This window comes from Pseudomonas sp., assembly GCF_002796985.1.
Lineage (GTDB): Bacteria > Pseudomonadota > Gammaproteobacteria > Pseudomonadales > Pseudomonadaceae > Pseudomonas.
In genome coordinates, this window is sequence record NZ_PEKX01000009.1 from 1 (window position 1) to 16867 (window position 16867).

At 63.7% G+C, this 16867-nt stretch carries 17 protein-coding genes; 4 read left to right on the top strand and 13 right to left on the bottom strand.

Features of this window, described 5'->3' with window-relative positions; genetic code table 11:
- Nucleotides 1-39 precede the first annotated feature (39 nt).
- From CTR55_RS14335 to glyQ, 8 genes are all read right to left on the bottom strand, one after another.
- Complete coding sequence (locus CTR55_RS14335) at nucleotides 40-354, bottom strand: hypothetical protein (protein WP_296287142.1); 315 nt, start codon at nucleotides 352-354, stop codon at nucleotides 40-42.
- A 293-nt stretch (nucleotides 355-647) separates the two neighbouring features.
- The gene (locus CTR55_RS14340) at nucleotides 648-1433 is read right to left on the bottom strand and encodes a hypothetical protein (RefSeq protein ID WP_296287144.1); all 786 of its coding nucleotides are present in this window, start codon (nucleotides 1431-1433) and stop codon (nucleotides 648-650) included.
- A 15-nt stretch (nucleotides 1434-1448) separates the two neighbouring features.
- Entirely contained in the window at nucleotides 1449-1784 is a 336-nt protein-coding gene (locus tag CTR55_RS14345; protein WP_296287145.1) for a DUF4258 domain-containing protein, read from the bottom strand.
- A gap of 14 nt (nucleotides 1785-1798) precedes the next feature.
- Nucleotides 1799-2431: a hypothetical protein gene (locus CTR55_RS14350; protein ID WP_265661249.1), complete on the bottom strand. Its 633-nt coding sequence runs from the start codon at nucleotides 2429-2431 to the stop codon at nucleotides 1799-1801.
- A gap of 696 nt (nucleotides 2432-3127) precedes the next feature.
- Nucleotides 3128-3901, bottom strand: coding sequence for a lysophospholipid acyltransferase family protein (locus tag CTR55_RS14355; RefSeq protein WP_296287146.1), 774 nt, complete (start codon nucleotides 3899-3901; stop codon nucleotides 3128-3130).
- 13 nt (nucleotides 3902-3914) lie between these two features.
- Nucleotides 3915-4445 (bottom strand): D-glycero-beta-D-manno-heptose 1,7-bisphosphate 7-phosphatase, encoded by a 531-nt coding sequence (gmhB, locus tag CTR55_RS14360; protein ID WP_296287147.1) that lies wholly within the window; start codon nucleotides 4443-4445, stop codon nucleotides 3915-3917.
- A gap of 95 nt (nucleotides 4446-4540) precedes the next feature.
- Nucleotides 4541-6595, bottom strand: coding sequence for a glycine--tRNA ligase subunit beta (gene glyS / locus CTR55_RS14365; RefSeq protein ID WP_296287148.1), 2055 nt, complete (start codon nucleotides 6593-6595; stop codon nucleotides 4541-4543).
- Nucleotides 6595-7542, bottom strand: a complete 948-nt coding sequence (gene glyQ, locus CTR55_RS14370; RefSeq protein WP_296287150.1) for a glycine--tRNA ligase subunit alpha — start codon at nucleotides 7540-7542, stop codon at nucleotides 6595-6597. Before glyQ ends, glyS begins: the two co-directional genes overlap by 1 nt.
- Before the next feature lie 192 nt (nucleotides 7543-7734).
- Here glyQ and CTR55_RS14375 point away from each other — a divergent pair, with 192 nt between their 5' ends.
- Nucleotides 7735-8289 (top strand): DNA-3-methyladenine glycosylase I, encoded by a 555-nt coding sequence (locus CTR55_RS14375; protein ID WP_296287152.1) that lies wholly within the window; start codon nucleotides 7735-7737, stop codon nucleotides 8287-8289.
- Here the strand turns inward: CTR55_RS14375 and xrtQ are convergent.
- Together xrtQ and CTR55_RS14385 are read right to left on the bottom strand one after the other, a co-directional pair.
- Entirely contained in the window at nucleotides 8286-9626 is a 1341-nt protein-coding gene (xrtQ, locus tag CTR55_RS14380; RefSeq protein WP_296287153.1) for an exosortase Q, read from the bottom strand. The genes CTR55_RS14375 and xrtQ overlap by 4 nt on opposite strands.
- On the bottom strand, nucleotides 9623-11599 hold the full coding sequence (locus CTR55_RS14385) for a VIT and VWA domain-containing protein (RefSeq protein ID WP_296287154.1): 1977 nt from the start codon (nucleotides 11597-11599) through the stop codon (nucleotides 9623-9625). The genes xrtQ and CTR55_RS14385 overlap by 4 nt, the downstream gene beginning before the upstream one ends.
- Nucleotides 11600-11756: 157 nt before the next feature.
- On the opposite strand from CTR55_RS14385, the gene CTR55_RS14390 reads away from it, so the two are divergent.
- The 3 genes from CTR55_RS14390 (at nucleotide 11757) to CTR55_RS14400 (ending at nucleotide 14476) form a co-directional block, all read left to right on the top strand.
- Nucleotides 11757-12644, top strand: coding sequence for a lysophospholipid acyltransferase (locus CTR55_RS14390; RefSeq protein ID WP_296287155.1), 888 nt, complete (start codon nucleotides 11757-11759; stop codon nucleotides 12642-12644).
- 194 nt (nucleotides 12645-12838) lie between these two features.
- Nucleotides 12839-14152 carry an Nramp family divalent metal transporter gene (locus CTR55_RS14395; RefSeq protein ID WP_296287157.1) on the top strand — a complete coding sequence of 438 codons (1314 nt, stop codon included), beginning with the start codon at nucleotides 12839-12841 and terminating at the stop codon, nucleotides 14150-14152.
- Between the two features lie 57 nt (nucleotides 14153-14209).
- Entirely contained in the window at nucleotides 14210-14476 is a 267-nt protein-coding gene (locus CTR55_RS14400) for a PilZ domain-containing protein (RefSeq protein WP_296287158.1), read from the top strand.
- A gap of 190 nt (nucleotides 14477-14666) precedes the next feature.
- Here the strand turns inward: CTR55_RS14400 and ehuA are convergent, their stop codons facing one another.
- Genes ehuA through ehuC form a run of 3 tightly spaced genes read right to left on the bottom strand, consistent with a single transcriptional unit; the run spans nucleotide 14667 to nucleotide 16848 of the window.
- Nucleotides 14667-15512, bottom strand: a complete 846-nt coding sequence (gene ehuA, locus CTR55_RS14405) for an ectoine/hydroxyectoine ABC transporter ATP-binding protein EhuA (RefSeq protein WP_296287160.1) — start codon at nucleotides 15510-15512, stop codon at nucleotides 14667-14669.
- Between the two features lie 23 nt (nucleotides 15513-15535).
- A complete protein-coding gene (gene ehuD / locus CTR55_RS14410) occupies nucleotides 15536-16192 on the bottom strand; it encodes an ectoine/hydroxyectoine ABC transporter permease subunit EhuD (protein ID WP_296287161.1) in 657 nt (218 codons plus the stop codon).
- Nucleotides 16192-16848 carry an ectoine/hydroxyectoine ABC transporter permease subunit EhuC gene (ehuC, locus tag CTR55_RS14415; RefSeq protein ID WP_296287163.1) on the bottom strand — a complete coding sequence of 219 codons (657 nt, stop codon included), beginning with the start codon at nucleotides 16846-16848 and terminating at the stop codon, nucleotides 16192-16194. Before ehuC ends, ehuD begins: the two co-directional genes overlap by 1 nt.
- Nucleotides 16849-16867 lie beyond the last annotated feature (19 nt).

The window sequence follows — 16867 nt, forward strand, 5'->3', positions numbered from 1 at the left end:
GCACCTCCTAATGGGTCGTATTATGAGGCACGGAGGTGTCTACGAAACTAGGGTCGATTCAATGGGGTGGAGCCATTCAACCTCTGCTAGCCAGTAGAACTCATCATCCCAATACGCCTCATCGGCTGGTGCGACCGGCCCGAAGTCCTGAATAACCCTCACCACGTACGGATTGCCCTTGGCCGATTGCTCGGATAGGAAGCAGTGGCCACGTCCGTCAGTGGTCAGTCGATAGAGTTGGCCATTACGCTGAAAGAGCATGGCTGAGGAGCCGTGAGCAAAGTACTCGGCGGAACAAAGCGGTTCCTGTGACAGGACATGCTCAAAATAAGGCCCGCTGAAGAGGCTGCTCATAGTGTCGCTCTCTGATAGTCAGTAACGGATTGACTCGCGTCAGACACCGTTTAGCCGTTCAAGTCGTTCGTTAGTGTCGAGTAGTGCGTTTCTCAGGAGGTCTTCTCGATTCTTGAGAGGCTGTACCCGGCAGTGATGGGGACGCTCACAGTTGATGCCGGCAGGCGAGCAGTTACCACAAACCAAGCTGCGTGCATCCTGGGTTTGCTCCTCAGCCATAGTGAGTAGTCTTCGTGCTGCCCATAGCTTGATAGTCAGTAGTGACCGCATTGGTAGAGTCAGAAGCTTTTGCATCAATGCCATCCTTGAGCGGCGATGTTGGACACCTTGGAACACAGTTGCGTCCGTGCTGCGTCCAGTACCCCGGCATTGGTTTTTGCAGATAGCTGCTCACGTGATTTGTTGCCCAAGAAGTAGCTGATGCGTTCAGCATTAGCGCCTGAAGGGTGAGGTAGACCTGCGAGAATCTGCTCAGGTTTGATTAGGTCTTTGCGTTGCAGGTACTCAAGGGCTTCGGCCACTTTGGGCCCAAGGGGAACGTAGAGGCAGTTATTCCCCAGCGCTTCTACCTCCTCTGCAAGATGCGTCTCGACCTGTTGTCGCATCGAGCTGTGGTTGAGCATTGAGGGGCTGCCACTGTAGTTCGCGCCATTGATGAAAACCGGATAGCGCAGTGCGGACGTGTAATGCACCAGGTGTGTGTGCGTATCGAATAACCGGGCACAGCTATCGATATCGAGCAATTTCGCGATGCCAATGTAATCGAGCATGGCAATCAGGTTGTTGCGCATTGGCCCAGAAAAGCTCGCGGTTTCCTTGGCTTTCCTTCGGGCTTCTTCAACGGAAGTACCTGCCCGCAGTTGTTTGCGTGCTTCGCTGAGTGCATTCACGGCCTGCTGGTGGCCAGGCGTGATGCCGCAGATAGTGATTCGGGCTTTAGTGTTGATGTAGTCGAAGGGAGCATAGAACGTCTGAACATTGCCTTCGGATGACAGCAAAAGCTCCTGGGGCAGTTCGGAACCGCTCAGGCTGATGGTCGAGTCGAGGAGGATCGGGCTGAATTGTTCAAAGTGGCTCATGGTTCATTCCTTGAGTTAGCGCGTGCGACGGTGAATACGGCGGGCAGCCGGGTTGCTGGGTGTGCCACGTCGAATGCGCTTGTGTGTTTTTTGCGGCTTTAGCCGTTCATCCCGGTAACCCACGGTGATGACCTTGCTCTCTGTCAGCACCGCGTAGATGTTTCGGCTACGCAAGGCCAACTCCAGGCTCTTGGGGTCAACATCTTTGAGTAATTGCGAGAAGCCATCGCGGTCAAAAAAGCACAGGCAAACTCCTCGGTTATGGCTTTCTTGCCCGTAGCACAGCAGCCACTCCAGTTGCATGGGACTGATGTGGCGTTCTTGGCAACGCTGTTCGGCATGTTGAGTCATGAGCATCCCTCACCTCATACCAGCACTGTAGGTTTGAAGTTACGGCGTCCTTTCAGCCAGCGCAGCGCTTCATGGGAGTCGACCACGGTGCGCGTCCCTTCTTTTCGAGTGTGAAGACGATCCGGTGCGGTGGGTTGTGTGGCATTCCGCACGGCCTTTTCCGTCATCTGTGCAAGGAAGGCGACTTCGTTCAGGGTGAGATATCCGCACTCGGAATCTTTGAGCACAGTAGGTAAGGCTTCAGTCGCGACATCACCAAGTGTGTCGCTGTCGAGGCGTGCACGAATTGCTCCCAGCTTGAATAGGTGCTCAAGGCTTGGTGCCAAGGAGTTCGCGCTGTGGAACTCGTCGTCCCATCGGGCTTGGTTAATGAAGGATGCAAAGTCCAACCAGTTGTCATCTTGGGGGCCGACACCGGTTGTCTTGAGTTGGCCTTCAACTGCGTAGTCGTAGCAGCCCTCAGCAATGGCATTGAAATGGGAGGCCCCACCCAGAACCTTATCTAGAGCTTCCGGATCGCACCGGTACTTCTCTGATTCAGCATTGAGATGACCCAAGTAGGCGTCGTTAACCTCATTGGCTAGCTGGTCGCGGCGGATCTTGGTCTGTGGCTTTGCCTGGTTGCAAAACAGATCTTCGAGTCTCATATGTTCCACTCCATTTGGAATGTGGACAGGTTGTCTGAGCCTGATTCCATTGTCAATGGAATATTCCATTTTGGTTGGAATTTATTTGCTGGGGTGGAGCGGAGCCCCGGACGTCCATCGAAAGTAGTTCGGTGACTTGCCAATCCGTATCGCGCCACTTGCTGCCAGACCCATTCCGGGAGGGCGGAGTTATTCCTGCTGCCAAGTAGGGTGTGACGGTGGTGGAGGCTAGAAGCCTGGGGGCCTAAGGGCACTCGATGCCTGTGACCGGGTCATGCTTACCGTGGCCGTGGAGGAACGGCTTGTGGTGCATTTGTGCCGTCCTACGGGCAGGTGAGATTTGTAATTTCTCGGCTTCTAGCTGGGGTGGGCGTGGTGTAAAGTGGGCGGATTGACAACCTGTCAATTGAGCGGAGATGCCGACAAGATACCCTGATATCGTGCCGCCTCCCGAGAGGTTATGACTGGCTAGAAGCCCCGTCGTTACTGGCTTTGGAAAGTAACATTGTCCGACGGTAGGTTTTGGCCCATTTACTTTGGCCGACAGGGTTCATTAAGTCTGTCCGAAGTCGCCTCCAGCCCTGTGTTTTCGCCCCTTTGAGGACGGCTATCTTTGTCTCCCTCCACGGGAAAGCCACAGGCAAAAAGAAAGGGCCCTTCGGGGCCCTTTTCTTTTATCTGCCGGAAAGCAAAGTATCAGGAAGCTTCAGCTACCGTCTGAGGGGTAGCGTCCACCGGCAGCTCGCCCATGTCACGGAGAGTCTGTGCAACCCAGTTTTCGGCGCGCTGATTGAGCTCAGTGATGGCGCGTGCGCCCTCCCCTTCGGCGTACATCGCCGGGCCGATCACCACCTGGATGGTACCGGGGTATTTCGCCCAGCCGTTCTTCGGCCAGCAGTGGCCTGCGTTGTGGGCGATCGGCAGTACCGGCAGGTTGGCGTTGACCGCCAGGGAAGCGCCGCCGCGGGAGAACTTGCCGATCTGGCCGGTAGGAACGCGGGTGCCTTCCGGGAAGATCAGGACCCAGGCGCCCTTCTTGAGGCACTCATCGCCCTGCTTGGCGATCTGCTTGAGGGCTACTTTGGGCTGCTCGCGGTTGATGGCGATGGGCTTGAGCAGCGCCATGGCCCAGCCGAAAAAGGGCACGAACAGCAGCTCGCGTTTGAGGACCAGCGCCAGCGGCTCGAAGTAGCCGGTGAGGAAGAAGGTCTCCCAGGTACTCTGGTGCTTGGCGAGGATCACGCAGGGCTGCTCGGGGATGTTCTCCACGCCCTTGAGTTCGTAGCGCACGCCGACCATCCAGCTGGCGAGCCAGACGGCGAATTTGCACCAGGCCTGTGCAATGAAGCGGTAGCGCGCGCGGTACGGCAGGAAGGGCGCAATGAGCAGGCTGAGGGTGCCCCAGGCGAAGGCGCTGAACGACAGCAGCAGGTAGAAGAGTACGGTTCTGATGGCCTGCACTATCGACATGGGGGATGGGTCCTCAGGAAAGAAGTTGGTCGGCTACTGCCGCCAGATCGTCGAATACCAACGTGCCTTCGGGCAACGGCTTGGTCAGGGTTCGTTCGCCTTTGCCGGTCTTTACCAACACTGGCTGACAATCGACGGCCAGCGCGGCGTCCAGGTCACCCCGGCTGTCACCCACGAACCAGGTGCCGCGTAGTTCAGCGCCGTAGTGCTGGGCAATCTGCAGCAGCATACCGGGTTTCGGCTTGCGGCAGTCGCAGCCCTCGTCGGGGCCATGCGGGCAGTAGACGACCACACCGAGTTCACCGCCCTGCTCTGCCACCCGTTCGCGCAGGCGCTGGTGCATGCTTTCCAGGGTGGCCAGGTCGTAGTAGCCGCGGGCGATGCCCGACTGGTTGGTAGCCACGGCAACGGTCCAGCCGGCTTTGCTCAGGCGGGCGATGGCGGTGATCGCGCTGGGGATCGGGATCCACTCGTCGAGGGATTTGATATAGGCGTCGGAGTCCTGGTTGATGACACCGTCGCGGTCGAGGATCAGTAGCTTCATGCTTGGTTAAGTCACGCGCTTCGATAAGTCGGAAATGAAAAAGCCGGGAGTTCGTCACGGCGAACCGTTGCGAACTCCCGGCTTTCAGGCGGGCATCAACCCAGCAGCGAGATGTCGGCGACGCCGAGGAACAACCCGCGCAGCTTCGCCAGCAGCGCGTAGCGGTTGGCCTTCACGGCGTTGTCGTCCGCGTTGACCAGGACTTCCTCGAAGAACGCATCCACCGGCGCACGCAGGGCCGCCAGACGGGCCAGCGCAGTGCGATAGTCGCGAGCCGCGGCCAACGGAGCCACTTCGCCTTCGGCAGCTGCCACGGCGCTGCCAAGGGCCTTCTCGGCGGCCTCGCTGAACAGGCCGGCATCGACGGTTGCAGGGACTTCGCCTTCGGCCTTGGCCAGGATGTTCGACACGCGCTTGTTGGCGGCGGCCAGTGCCTCGGCTTCGGCCAACTGACGGAAGGCCTGCACGGCCTGCACGCGCTGGTCGAAGTCCAGCGGAGCGGTTGGCTTGAGCGCACGCACGGCCTGGTACACGGCCACGTTGACGCCCTCATCCTCGTAACGGGCACGCAGACGGTCGAAGACGAAGTCCTGCACCTGTTCGGACAGGCCCTCGGCCTTCACCTTGTCGCCGTACTGGGCTACGGCCACACCAATGGCGTCGACCAGGTCCAGGTCCAGCTGCTTCTCGATCAGGATGCGCAGCACGCCGAGGGCCGCACGACGCAGGGCGTACGGGTCCTTGCTGCCGGTGGGCAGCATGCCGATGCCGAAGATGCCGACCAGGGTGTCGAGCTTGTCGGCAACAGCCACTGCGGCACCGGTCAGGGTGCCCGGCAGTTCGGCGCCGGCGCCGCGCGGCATGTACTGCTCGTTCAGCGCCAGGGCGACGTCCTTGGCCTCACCACCGGCGGTGGCGTAGTAGTAACCGGCGATGCCCTGCATCTCCGGAAACTCGCCGACCATCTCGGTGGCCAGGTCGCACTTGGAGAGGAGGCCGGCACGGGCGGCATTGCTGGCGTCACCGCCGATGCGCTCGGCGATGTAGGCAGCCAGCTTGGAAACACGCTCGGCCTTGTCGTAGACGGTGCCGAGCTGGGCCTGGAACACCACGTTTTTCAGGCGGGCGTTGAAGGCTTCCAGCGGCTGCTTCTGGTCCTGCTTGAAGAAGAACTCGGCGTCGGTCAGGCGCGGGCGCACGACCTTTTCGTTGCCCGAAACGATCTGCTCGGGCGCCTTGCTTTCGACGTTGGCCACGGTGATGAAACGCGGCAGCAACTTGCCGTTGGCATCCAGCAGGCAGAAGTACTTCTGGTTGTCCTGCATGGTGGTGATCAGGGCTTCCTGCGGCACGGCAAGGAAGCGCTCCTCGAAGGAGCACACCAGCGGCACCGGCCACTCGACCAGCGCGGTCACTTCATCCAGCAGGTCGGCCGGGACGATGGCGCTGCCCTTCTGCTCGGCGGCAAGTTCCGCCACGCGCTTGGAGATGATCTCGCGGCGCTCGGCGAAGTCGGCCAGCACATGGGCGCTGCGCAGGTCTTCCAGGTAGTTGGCCGGTGCGGAGATGCGCACGTTGGCCGGGTTGTGGAAGCGGTGACCACGGGATTCGCGACCGGCCTTCTTGGTGAGGATCTCGCAGTCGACGACGTCGTCGCCGAACAGCATCACCAGCCACTGGGTCGGACGCACGAACTCTTCACGGCGGGCCGCCCAGCGCATGCGCTTGGGAATCGGCAGCTCGTTCAGCGAGGCTTCGACGATGCCCGGCAGCAGGCCCACGGCCGGCTGGCCGGCGATGCTCTGGCTGAACTTGAGCTTCGGGCCGCTCTTGTCGATCTGTTCCAGGTCCACGCCGCACTTCTTGGCGAAGCCCAGGGCGGCCTGGGTCGGATTGCCGCTGGCGTCGAAGGCTGCCTGCAGCGGCGGACCGTCGAGGTTCACGGTGCGGTCGGGCTGCTGCACGGCGAGCTGGTCGATCTGCACGGCCAGGCGGCGCGGCGCGGCGTAGCAGCGCGCGGCGGCGTAGGTCAGGCCAGCGGCCTTGAGGCCCTTCTCGATGCCGGCCAGGAAGGCTTCACCGAGGCTTTTCAGCGCCTTGGGGGGCAGCTCTTCGGTGCCCAGTTCGACGAGGAAATCCTTCGCGCTCATTATTCGGCCTCCTTCAGCTTGGCCAGTACTTCGTCACGCAGTGCGGGGGGGGCCATCGGGAAGCCGAGGCGGGCGCGGGCCTGCAGGTAGCTTTGCGCCACGGCGCGGGCCAGGGTGCGCACGCGCAGGATGTAGCGTTGACGCTCGGTCACCGAGATGGCGCGGCGGGCGTCCAGCAGGTTGAAGGTGTGCGAGGCCTTGAGGACCATCTCGTAGGTCGGCAGCGGCAGCTGCAGCTCGATCAGGCGGTTGGCTTCGCTTTCGTAGAAGTCGAACAGCTCGAACAGCTTCTCGACGTTGGCGTGTTCGAAGTTGTAGGTCGACTGCTCCACCTCGTTCTGGTGGAACACGTCGCCGTAGGTGACCTTGCCGAACGGGCCGTCGGCCCAGACCAGGTCGTACACCGAGTCGACGCCCTGGATGTACATGGCCAGGCGTTCCAGGCCGTAGGTGATCTCACCGGTGACCGGGTAGCACTCGATGCCGCCAACCTGCTGGAAGTAGGTGAACTGGGTGACTTCCATGCCGTTCAGCCAGATTTCCCAGCCCAGGCCCCAGGCGCCGAGGGTCGGCGATTCCCAGTTGTCCTCGACGAAACGGATGTCGTGTACCAGCGGGTCGATGCCGATGGCCTGCAGCGAGCCCAGGTACAGCTCCTGGAAGTTTTCCGGGTTGGGCTTGAGGACCACCTGGAACTGGTAGTAGTGCTGCAGGCGGTTGGGGTTCTCGCCGTAGCGGCCGTCGGTTGGGCGGCGGCTGGGTTGCACGTACGCCGCGTTCCAGGTTTCCGGGCCCACGGCGCGGAGGAAGGTGGCGGTGTGGAAGGTGCCTGCGCCTACTTCCATGTCGTAGGGCTGCAGCACCACACAGCCCTGATCGGCCCAGTATTTTTGCAGGGCGAGGATCAGGTCCTGGAAGGTGGGCACGGCGGGCGTAGTCTGGCTCACGAATTTCACCTGTGCTGGATATGCGACTAAAACCCGGCAGTATACCGCAAGACGCTTGCAGCTTGGGCTTCACAGCGTTTTTTGAGCGACCGTTTGCACCCTGTTGCAGGCGTGAAAACAGGATGCACGACTGTATTTTTGTACAGCCTTCTGCCTATAGTCAGAACTTCCCCGCTTCGAAGGCCGACTGCCATGCCCCGCTGCTTCTGGTGTAACGACGACCCGCTGTACATCGCCTACCACGATGCCGAGTGGGGCGTGCCCCAGCGCGATGGCCGCGCGCTGTTCGAGATGATCATCCTCGAAGGTGCCCAGGCCGGACTGTCGTGGATCACCGTGCTGAAGAAGCGCGAGCGCTACCGTGAGGTGCTGTTCGGCTTCGACCCCGAACGCCTGGCGCGCATGACCGACGAGGAGATCGAGGAGCGCATGCAGGACCCGGGGATCATCCGCAACTTCGCCAAGCTCAAGGCGGCGCGGCAGAACGCCCAGGCCTGGCTGAAGCTGGAGGACCCGGTGGCGTTCCTCTGGTCCTTCGTCGGCGGTCAGCCCAAGGTCAACCACTTCCGCGGCCGCGGCGACGTGCCGGCGGTGACGCTCGAGGCCGAGGCCATGAGCAAGGCCCTGCGCAAGGCCGGTTTCAACTTCGTCGGCCCGACCATCTGCTACGCCTTCATGCAGGCCACCGGCATGGTGATGGACCACACCGTCGACTGCGACCGCTACGCCCAGCTGACCCGCACCTAAGGCAACCGGCTGGCCACCGTGACCGCCTGCCATGGCCCGGTGGAGCGGCCGGAAAGCGCCGACCAGTACCAGGCCGAGGTATCGGAGAAGGACTGGCCGGAGGCGTCCTCTATGTAGTCGCAGACGTGCAGCCGCGTGCCCTCTCGTGTCACCACGAAGCAGCGTTGCAGGCCCTGCGCTCCGGGGCGCTGACGCAGTTGCGTCTGCTCGATTCGATAGCCCAGCGCGCGGAAACAGTCCTCCGCCGGATGCAGCTTGCGGGTGGGCCGCAGCACCTGACGCAGCACGATGCTGCGCTGGCCATCGGTGAAGCGGCCAAGCTGGCCGGGGAAATCCTCGGCGAAGCGCTGCTCCACTGGCGAAAGCGCCAGCGGACGCATGGCGCGACCTTCGAATTGCACCGGCCATTCATGGGCAACTCGGGGTGCCGCCGGCGCGCTAGTAGCCGGCGGCAAAAAAGGCCAGAGCGTCGCCAGCAGCAGGGCGCCAAGCAGGCTGCCGGTGAAACGCGTCGAAGCGTCAGGCCCCATAGTTTCGACCGATGCCGAGAGCGCAAAAGCGCGTCGCCCAATCACCCGGAAAATCATCCCGCAGACCCCGGCGAACACCAGCAGACCGACCGCCTCGTGGGCCCAGCCGGGAAATCCGCTCGCCCCGCTCTCGCCCCACACCAGCAAGGTGTTGCGCAGGATATTGCCGCCCAGCACCAGCAGCCCCACCAGCGGCAGGCGGCGCAGCAGCAGGCGGTCCGGCAGCCGCAGCCAGGCCGCCAGCGCACAGGCGCTGAAGTAGCCGACCCAGGCCATCTGGATACCCGAGCAGGGCGCGTCGACCATCACCCACTGGCCATCCACCAGCAACGCACTGCCCTGCCGCTCCACCGTCCAACTGCCCAGGCGCAGCAGCCACGCGCTGGCTTCGGCGGTGACGACGCGTAGTGGATATCCGATAAAGAATTGCAGCGATGACAGCAGCGGCAGCGACAGCACGCCCAGCCCCAGCCAGGCCAGCCAGGGCTGACCGGGGGCACGCAGGCTGAGAAGCACAAGCAGCAGCGCCAGCACCGAGAGCAGCCCGCGCAGCAGCGGCGGCAGAATCGATTGGGAAAGCGCCCCGACGATCAGCAGTATCGCCGCGATCCCGAGCCAGTGCAGACGCGGTTGAGCGCGCAGGCTGGAACGGTCGCGCCAGAGCAGCAATCCGAGCGCCGCCAGCGCGAGGATGCCCAACGGATCATCCGAGCCATCACCCAGCCGCCGCGCCGCCCACAACCAGCTTGGCCAGGCCGCCAGTGCGGCGAACAGCAGCCAGCTCCAGCCGGGCAGGCGACGGATCATGCGGCCTTCCTCCGCCACCACCAGCCGCCCAGTGCGGCCAGCAACAACATGGCCCATACGCCTGGCTCCGGCGTGCCGGGCACGGTGCTGCCGATGGCGTTGTTGCTCACGCCCTGGGGCAGCGGCAGCGGTTGGTCGACCGTCTTGCTCGCCAGCGGATCAGGGTTGCGCACCTGCTGGTCGACGGCGATAAACGAGGTGTAGGGCGTGAGGAGCTGGTACTTCAGGCCAAGGTCGAGAATCTGCGAGCTGAACTCGAAGCCACCGTCGAGGGCTTCCTGGTCCATCAGGTTGGCGAGGCGTTGGCGCGCCCACAGGTGAGCGAGTGCGCCGCCGTTGTCGGTGAGGTTGTCGGCGTTGATCGGCAGTCGTACCTGGAACGGGCCGTCTGCGGCGTGGGCGTCGAGACGCAGTTCGCCGCGCGGCTCGCCTTTCCACTTGCCGAACAGCACCAGCGGGCGATTGGCGAACAGGTCGGGCAATTGCAGTGGCTCCACGTCGTAGACGTCGAGGCCCTCGAAGCGGGCGTGGATGCCCTTGAGCAGCGGGCTGTCGATCATCTTGCGGAAGCGCTGCGCCGCCTTGCTCGCCTGCTCATTATCGGTCACCACGAAGGGCTCGCCCTGCCCCGCCCGCGCCAAACCCTCGATCAGGCTGCGGTTCACCGCGCTGCCGATGCCGAAGGCGAACAGGTTGGCCTTGCTCAGGTTCTCGCGCACCAGCTTGTAGGCGCTGCTTTCGATAGTCACGTAACCGTCGGTGACCACCACGAAGCTGCGCGAGCGCTCCGGGTCGGTGGGCATCGCCAGCGCCTCGCGCAAGGCCGGCATCAATTCGGTGCCGCCGGCACCGACCTGGCTGTCCAGCAGGTCGATGGCCAGGCGGATGTTCTCCGCGGTGGCGGCCAGCGAACGCTCCGCCAGCTTGCGGTTGTCGCCGGCGAACAGCAGCAGGTTGAAAGTGTCGCTGGGGCGCAGACGGCCAATCAGGTCGCGCAGCAGGGTCTTGGTGGTGTCCAGCGGGAAGCCGTTCATCGAGCCGGAGACATCGACCACGAAGACGTAGTCGCGCGGCACGATGAGCCGGGCGTCCGGCGCGCGCGGCGGGGCAACCATGGCGAGGAAGAAGTTCTCCTGCTCGCCGCGCGACAGCAGTAGGCCGCTCTGCACGGCATCGCCGCCGAGTTGGTAGTCGAGGATGAAATCGCGGTTGTTGGCGCTCGTATCGTCGGTAGCCACGCGGATCGCAACGCGCTGGCCGTCCCGCTGGATGTCCAGGCGATGGGAAGGCGAGGCAATCTCGCCGATCTGTACCGGCGCCAGCAGTTCGACCTGCAGGGCGAACGTCGTGGCCGAAGGCTGCCCGGCCGGCAGGTATGGCGACTCGATCCACGGCTGCTTGCCGCTGCCGGATTCACCGCGACCGTTGTAGCGCGGCCCGACCACCGTCGGGAAGACGAACTGGAAATGCCCGTCGGTGGGCACCAGCAGCTCGCTGTAGCGCAGCTCAACCTGCACCACGTCGCCGGGGAGGATGTTGGCGACGTTCATCTGGAACATGTTCTCGCGCTCCTGCTCCAGCAGCGCGGTGGTCTTGCCGGCCTGCTTGGCCTGCTGGTACTCGGCCTTGGCCTGCTGCTTCTCGCGGATCTGCGCCTGGACCACCCGGTCGCCCAGGTGCACGGTCATACCGTGGACGGCGGCGCGGGTCGAGGCGGGGAACACATAGCGTGCCTCCAGCGGCGTCTTGCCCTGGTTGCGGTATTCCTGGGTCACCGTTACTTCGGCGATGTTGCCCAGCACGCGGGCATCCACGCGGGTCGCCTTGAGCGGGAGCGCATCGACGGCCGGGTCGGCATTCTCGACGAAGAAGTATGGGCTGGAACTGCTGTCATCAGCAGCCAGTGCCGCCAGGCTGGCGCTCATCGCCAGCAGCAGGCAATACAGCCGTGCAAGGAAGGTTGGGGTACGCATCGTGGGCCTCCGGGCCAGTGGATCGAATGGCCGCAGGTTGCGCGCGCGCCGTGGGCGCCATGTGTTCGCCGGGTGGAGATTGTGTGGAGCCTCGATGGCGCCCGAAATGCCGGCGCGAGCGGCTACAATGGCCGCCATCTGCTTGAAGGAGTTTTCCGTGGAGAAATTCAAGGGCGCACTGGTGGTGGGCTTCCTGCGGTTGTTCGCCATGCTGCCGTGGCGCGCGGTGGGCGCATTGGGCGCCGGCATCGGCTGGCTGATGTGGAAGCTGCCCAACCGGTCCCGCGAGATCGTGCGGATCAACCTGTCGCACTGCTTCCCCGAGCTGTCCGAGGCCGAGCTGGAGAAACTCGTCGGCCAGAGCCTGATGGACATCGGCCGCACGCTGACCGAGAGCGCCTGCGCCTGGATGTGGTCGCCGCAGAAGTCGCTGCAGTACATCCGCGAAGTCGAAGGCATGGAAGTGCTGGAAGAAGCGCTGGCCTCCGGCGACGGCCTGGTCGGCATCACCAGCCACCTGGGCAACTGGGAAGTGCTCAACCACTTCTACTGCTCCTACGCCAAGCCGATCATTTTCTACCGCCCGCCCAAGCTCAAGGCCGTGGACGACCTGCTGAAGAAGCAGCGTGTGCAGCTGGGCAATCGCGTCGCGCCCTCCACGCCCGAAGGCATCAAGAGCGTGATCAAGGAAGTGAAGAACGGCGGCTGTGTCGGCATCCCCTGCGACCCGGAGCCGGACCTGGGTTCGGGCCTGTTCGTGCCCTACCTGGGCACCACCGCGCTGACCAGCAAGTTCGTGCCCTCGCTGCTGTCGCGCGGCAAGGCCCGTGGCGTGTTCTTCCACGCCGTGCGCCTGCCCGATGGCAGCGGCTACAAGGTGATCCTCGAAGCCGCGCCGGCGGACATGTACGACAAGGACATGGCCGTGTCGGTGGCTGCGCTCAGCCGCGAGCTGGCCAAGTACGTGCGCGCCTATCCCAGCCAGTACATGTGGACCATGAAGCGCTTCAAGAAGCGTCCCGAGGGCGAGGCCCGGTGGTACTGATGTCGCCTTGGGCCGCGTAGCCGACGCAATGCGGTTCGCGAGCAAGCTCGCTCCTACGCAGAGCGCTTCGGCGTGGACCTGTAGGAGCGAGCGCGCTCGCGAACCGGCCCAGGCACCGCAGTTGCCAGCAGCTCGCGAAACAGGTTTCTTTCCACACGTCTGCCCTGCCCGCCCATAAGCCAGGAATAACTCCCATGCTTGGCCTGCCGACCACCGCCACCGCGCCGTTCTGTCCCTCGGAAGTCAAAGGCAGCATCCAGGTCGCGGCCGGCGCGCCGTTGTGGAAGCGCATCCTGCAGTTCGCCGGTCCCGGCCTGCTGGTCTCCATCGGCTACATGGACCCGGGCAACTGGGCCACCGCCATCGAAGCCGGCTCGGGTTTCGGCTACCAGTTGCTGTTCGTGGTGCTGCTCTCCAGCCTCGCCGGGATGGTCCTGCAGTGCCTGGCGATGCGCCTGGGGATCGTCACTGGCCAGGACCTGGCGCAGCTCTCGCGCAGCCGCTACAGCCTCGGTTCAGCGCGCCTGCAATGGCTGCTGGCGGAGCTGTCGATTGTCGCCACGGACCTCGCCGAAGTACTCGGCTGCGCCCTGGCCTTCCACCTGCTGCTGGGCGTCGACCTGGTCACCGGCGTCATCCTCACCGCCTTCGACACGCTCATCGTGCTCGGCCTGAAGGGCCAGCGCTTCCGCCACCTGGAAGCGATCATGCTCGGCCTGATCGTCACCATCAGCGGTTGCTACCTGGTCGAGCTGATCCTCATCAAGCCCTACTGGCCCGACGTCGCCGCCGGCTTCCTGCCCAGCTGGGACGCGGTGACCCAGCGCGAGCCGCTGTACCTGGCGATCGGCATCCTCGGCGCCACGGTGATGCCGCACAACCTCTACCTGCACTCCTCCATCGTGCAGACCCGGCAGGTCAGCGGCAGCAACGGCAAGGCCGCGGCAATCCGCCTGACGCGGATCGACACCGTGGTCTCGCTGAGCCTTGCACTGATGGTCAACGCGGCGATCCTGATCCTCGCCGCGGCAGCCTTCCACGAAACCGGGAACACCGGCGTCACCGAAATCCAGGATGCCTACCGCCTGCTCGAACCACTGGTGGGTACCGGCCTGGCTGCGATCCTCTTCGGCGTCGCCCTGCTCGCCTCCGGGCAGAGCTCCACCTTCACCGGCACCATCGCCGGGCAGGTGATCATGGATGGCTTCCTGCAGATGAAGATTCCCTGCTGGCAGCGCCGCCTGATCACCCGCGCACTGGCGCTGATCCCGGCGCTGATCGGCGTGCTGATGCTGGGCGACAAGGTGGTGGGCAAGTTGCTGGTGATGAGCCAGGTGGTGCTCAGCCTGCAACTGCCCTTTGCGCTGTGGCCGCTGATCCGCTTCACCAGTGATCGCGCGCTGATGGGCGAGTTCGCCAACAGCCTCCTCACCCGCTTGCTCGCCTGGACCCTGTTCTGCGTCATCAGCGCCGCCAACCTCTGGCTACTCGTGCAACTGCTGGCTTGACCTGACCCACAGGTTTCAGGCCCATTAGTGCGCTGACATTCAGGACGGATGCCATTCATGTCGAACCAACGGCAATACCCGCGCACTCCGATGAAGTGCCGGATCAAGATCAGCCACTCCAGCTTCGGCGATGTGTTCGGCCATACCCGTGACCTGTCCGACGGCGGCGTCTATGTGCGCCACGAAGTGCTCGCCGCGCTGCCCGCTGGTTCCAGGGTCACCGGCCAGGTACAGGACATGCCCTTCGATGCGCCGATCCTGGAAATGGAAGTGATGCGCACCGACGCCGAGGGCGCGGGCTTCCGCTTCGTCGGCAACGCCTGATTGCTCCTTGTAGGAGCAACTGTCTTTCCCTGGATTAATCCATGCTCGCGCTTCCCCTCACCCCAACCCTCTCCCGGGGGGAGAGGGGGCAGATCGTGCCGGCTGATGCTGTGGTTTCATCCTGCTCCGAACGGTCCCCTCTCCCGCTTGCGGGAGAGGGTTAGGGTGAGGGGCTCTTGCAGAAATCTAATCAGTTCGCCTCGTTCACCGCACTCAGGAAGGCCCGCGTCCGCTCATGCTGCGGATGGCCGAAGAACTGCTGCGGGCTGCCCTGCTCCAGAATGCTGCCCTGGTGGAAGAAGCACACCCGGTCGGCGAACTCGCGGGCGAAGCCCATCTGGTGGGTGACCATGAGCATGGTCAGGTTGTGCTCCGAGCCCAGCTTGCGCACCACGTTGAGCACCTCGCCGCACAGCTCCGGGTCCAGCGCCGACGTCACCTCGTCGAACAGCATCACCTTGGGCCGCATCGCCAGCGCGCGGGCGATGGCCACGCGCTGTTGCTGGCCGCCGGATAGCTGTGAGGGATAGTGGTCCAGCTTGTTGCCCAGGCCGACCATCTCCAGCAACTCCACCGCGCGCTCGCGTGCTTCGTTGCGGCGCATGCCCAGTACCTGCACCGGCGCCTCCATCACGTTGCGCAGCGCGCTCATGTGCGGGAACAGGTTGAAGCACTGGAAGACCATGCCGATCTTGCTGCGCACCTTGCGTACATGGCTTTCCGGCGCGCGCACCAGGCTGTCGTTGCGCTTGAGATGGGTGAGCGGTTCGCCATCGACTTCGATCACACCGCTGTCGATGGTTTCCAGGGTCATCAGCGCGCGCAGCAGGGTGGACTTGCCCGAGCCGCTGGGGCCGATGATGGCGACCTTCTCGTTGGCGCCGACCTCCAGGTTGAGGTCCTTGAGGACGCTGAAGCTGCCGTAGCTCTTGCACACGTTGCGGAAGCTGACCATCGGCTGGGCCGTCTCTGCGCGTGCGGCCGGGGCATCCTGGCTCGAAGCGCGCGGGGCGGCTTGAAGGGAGTGAACGGACATCGGAGTACCTCCAGAAGAGTCAGTCATGGCAGCGCCGTACGTTTTTCCACCTGGCGGACCACGCTGGCCAGGCCGATGGAGATGAGCAGGAAGAACACCCCGACCAGGGTGATCGGCTCCAGGTAGCGGAAGCTGTCGGAGCCGATGTTCTTCGCCTGCTGCATGATTTCCACCACGGTGATCGCGGAGAGCACCGGGGTGTCCTTGAACATGGCGATCAGGTAGTTGCCCAGTGCCGGCAGCACCGGGCGGATAGCCTGCGGCAGGATCACCTCGCGGTAGGCCTTGAACGGCGAGAAGTTCAGCGCGGTGACCGCTTCCCACTGCCCGCGCGGCACCGCTTCCAGGCCGGCGCGGTACACCTCGGCGGTGTAGCAGGCGTAGTGCAGGGCGATGCCGAGGGTACCGGCCACCAGGGCGGTCATGCTCAGCCCGTAGGTCGGTAGCACATAGAACAGGAAGTACACCTGGATCAGCAGCGGCGTGCTGCGGATGAACTCGATCAGCCAGGCCGCCGGCCACGACAGCCAGAAGTGCCGGCTGCGCCGGGCAATGGCGAAGAGCAGGCCGAACACTACCGCCAGGGCGAAACCCACCAGGGTGATGGCGATGGTGCGCAGCGAGGCGTGCAGCAACTGCGGGAGAATCTGCCAGGCGAAGTCCCAGTCGAAGAATTTCATCACAGGCCTCCGCGGATTCGTCCATGCCCCAGCCAGCGTTCAAGACGCCGCATGAGGAAGACGATGACCTGGGCCATGACGAAGTACAGCACCAGGGTGAGCAGGAAGATCTTCATGGTCTCGAAGGTCGCCTGGTCCAGCTGGCGCGCGCGGAAGGTCAAATCCGAGAGCGTGATCAGCGAGACCAGCGAGGTGTTCTTCAGCAGTTCGATCAACAGGTTGGTGCCCGGTGGGATCGCGCAGAGCAGCGCCTGCGGCAGGATGATCCGGCGGAAGCGGGTGAAGGGCGACATGTTCAGCGCCAGCGAGGCTTCGTATTGTCCCTTGGGCACTGAGCCGATGGCACCGCGCATGACCTCCGCACCGTAGGCGCCGATGTGCAGGCCCAGGCCGAGGATCGCCACGCTGTAGGCGCTCATCTCCAGGTTGAAGGGCGGTAGTGGCAGCACGAAGTACAGCCAGAACAGCTGAACCAGCAGCGAAGTGCCGCGGAACAGCTCGATGTAGGCAATGGCCAGCCAGCGCACCGCCGGCCACGGCGAGAGCCGGCCGAGCGCGGCGATAATGGCAGTGGCCACCGCCAGCAGGGAGCCGAAGACGGTCACCTGGATGGTGATCCAGGCGCCCTCCAGCAGCAGAGGAAGTAGTTCACCCATGGTGCGTATCCCGTAGCGA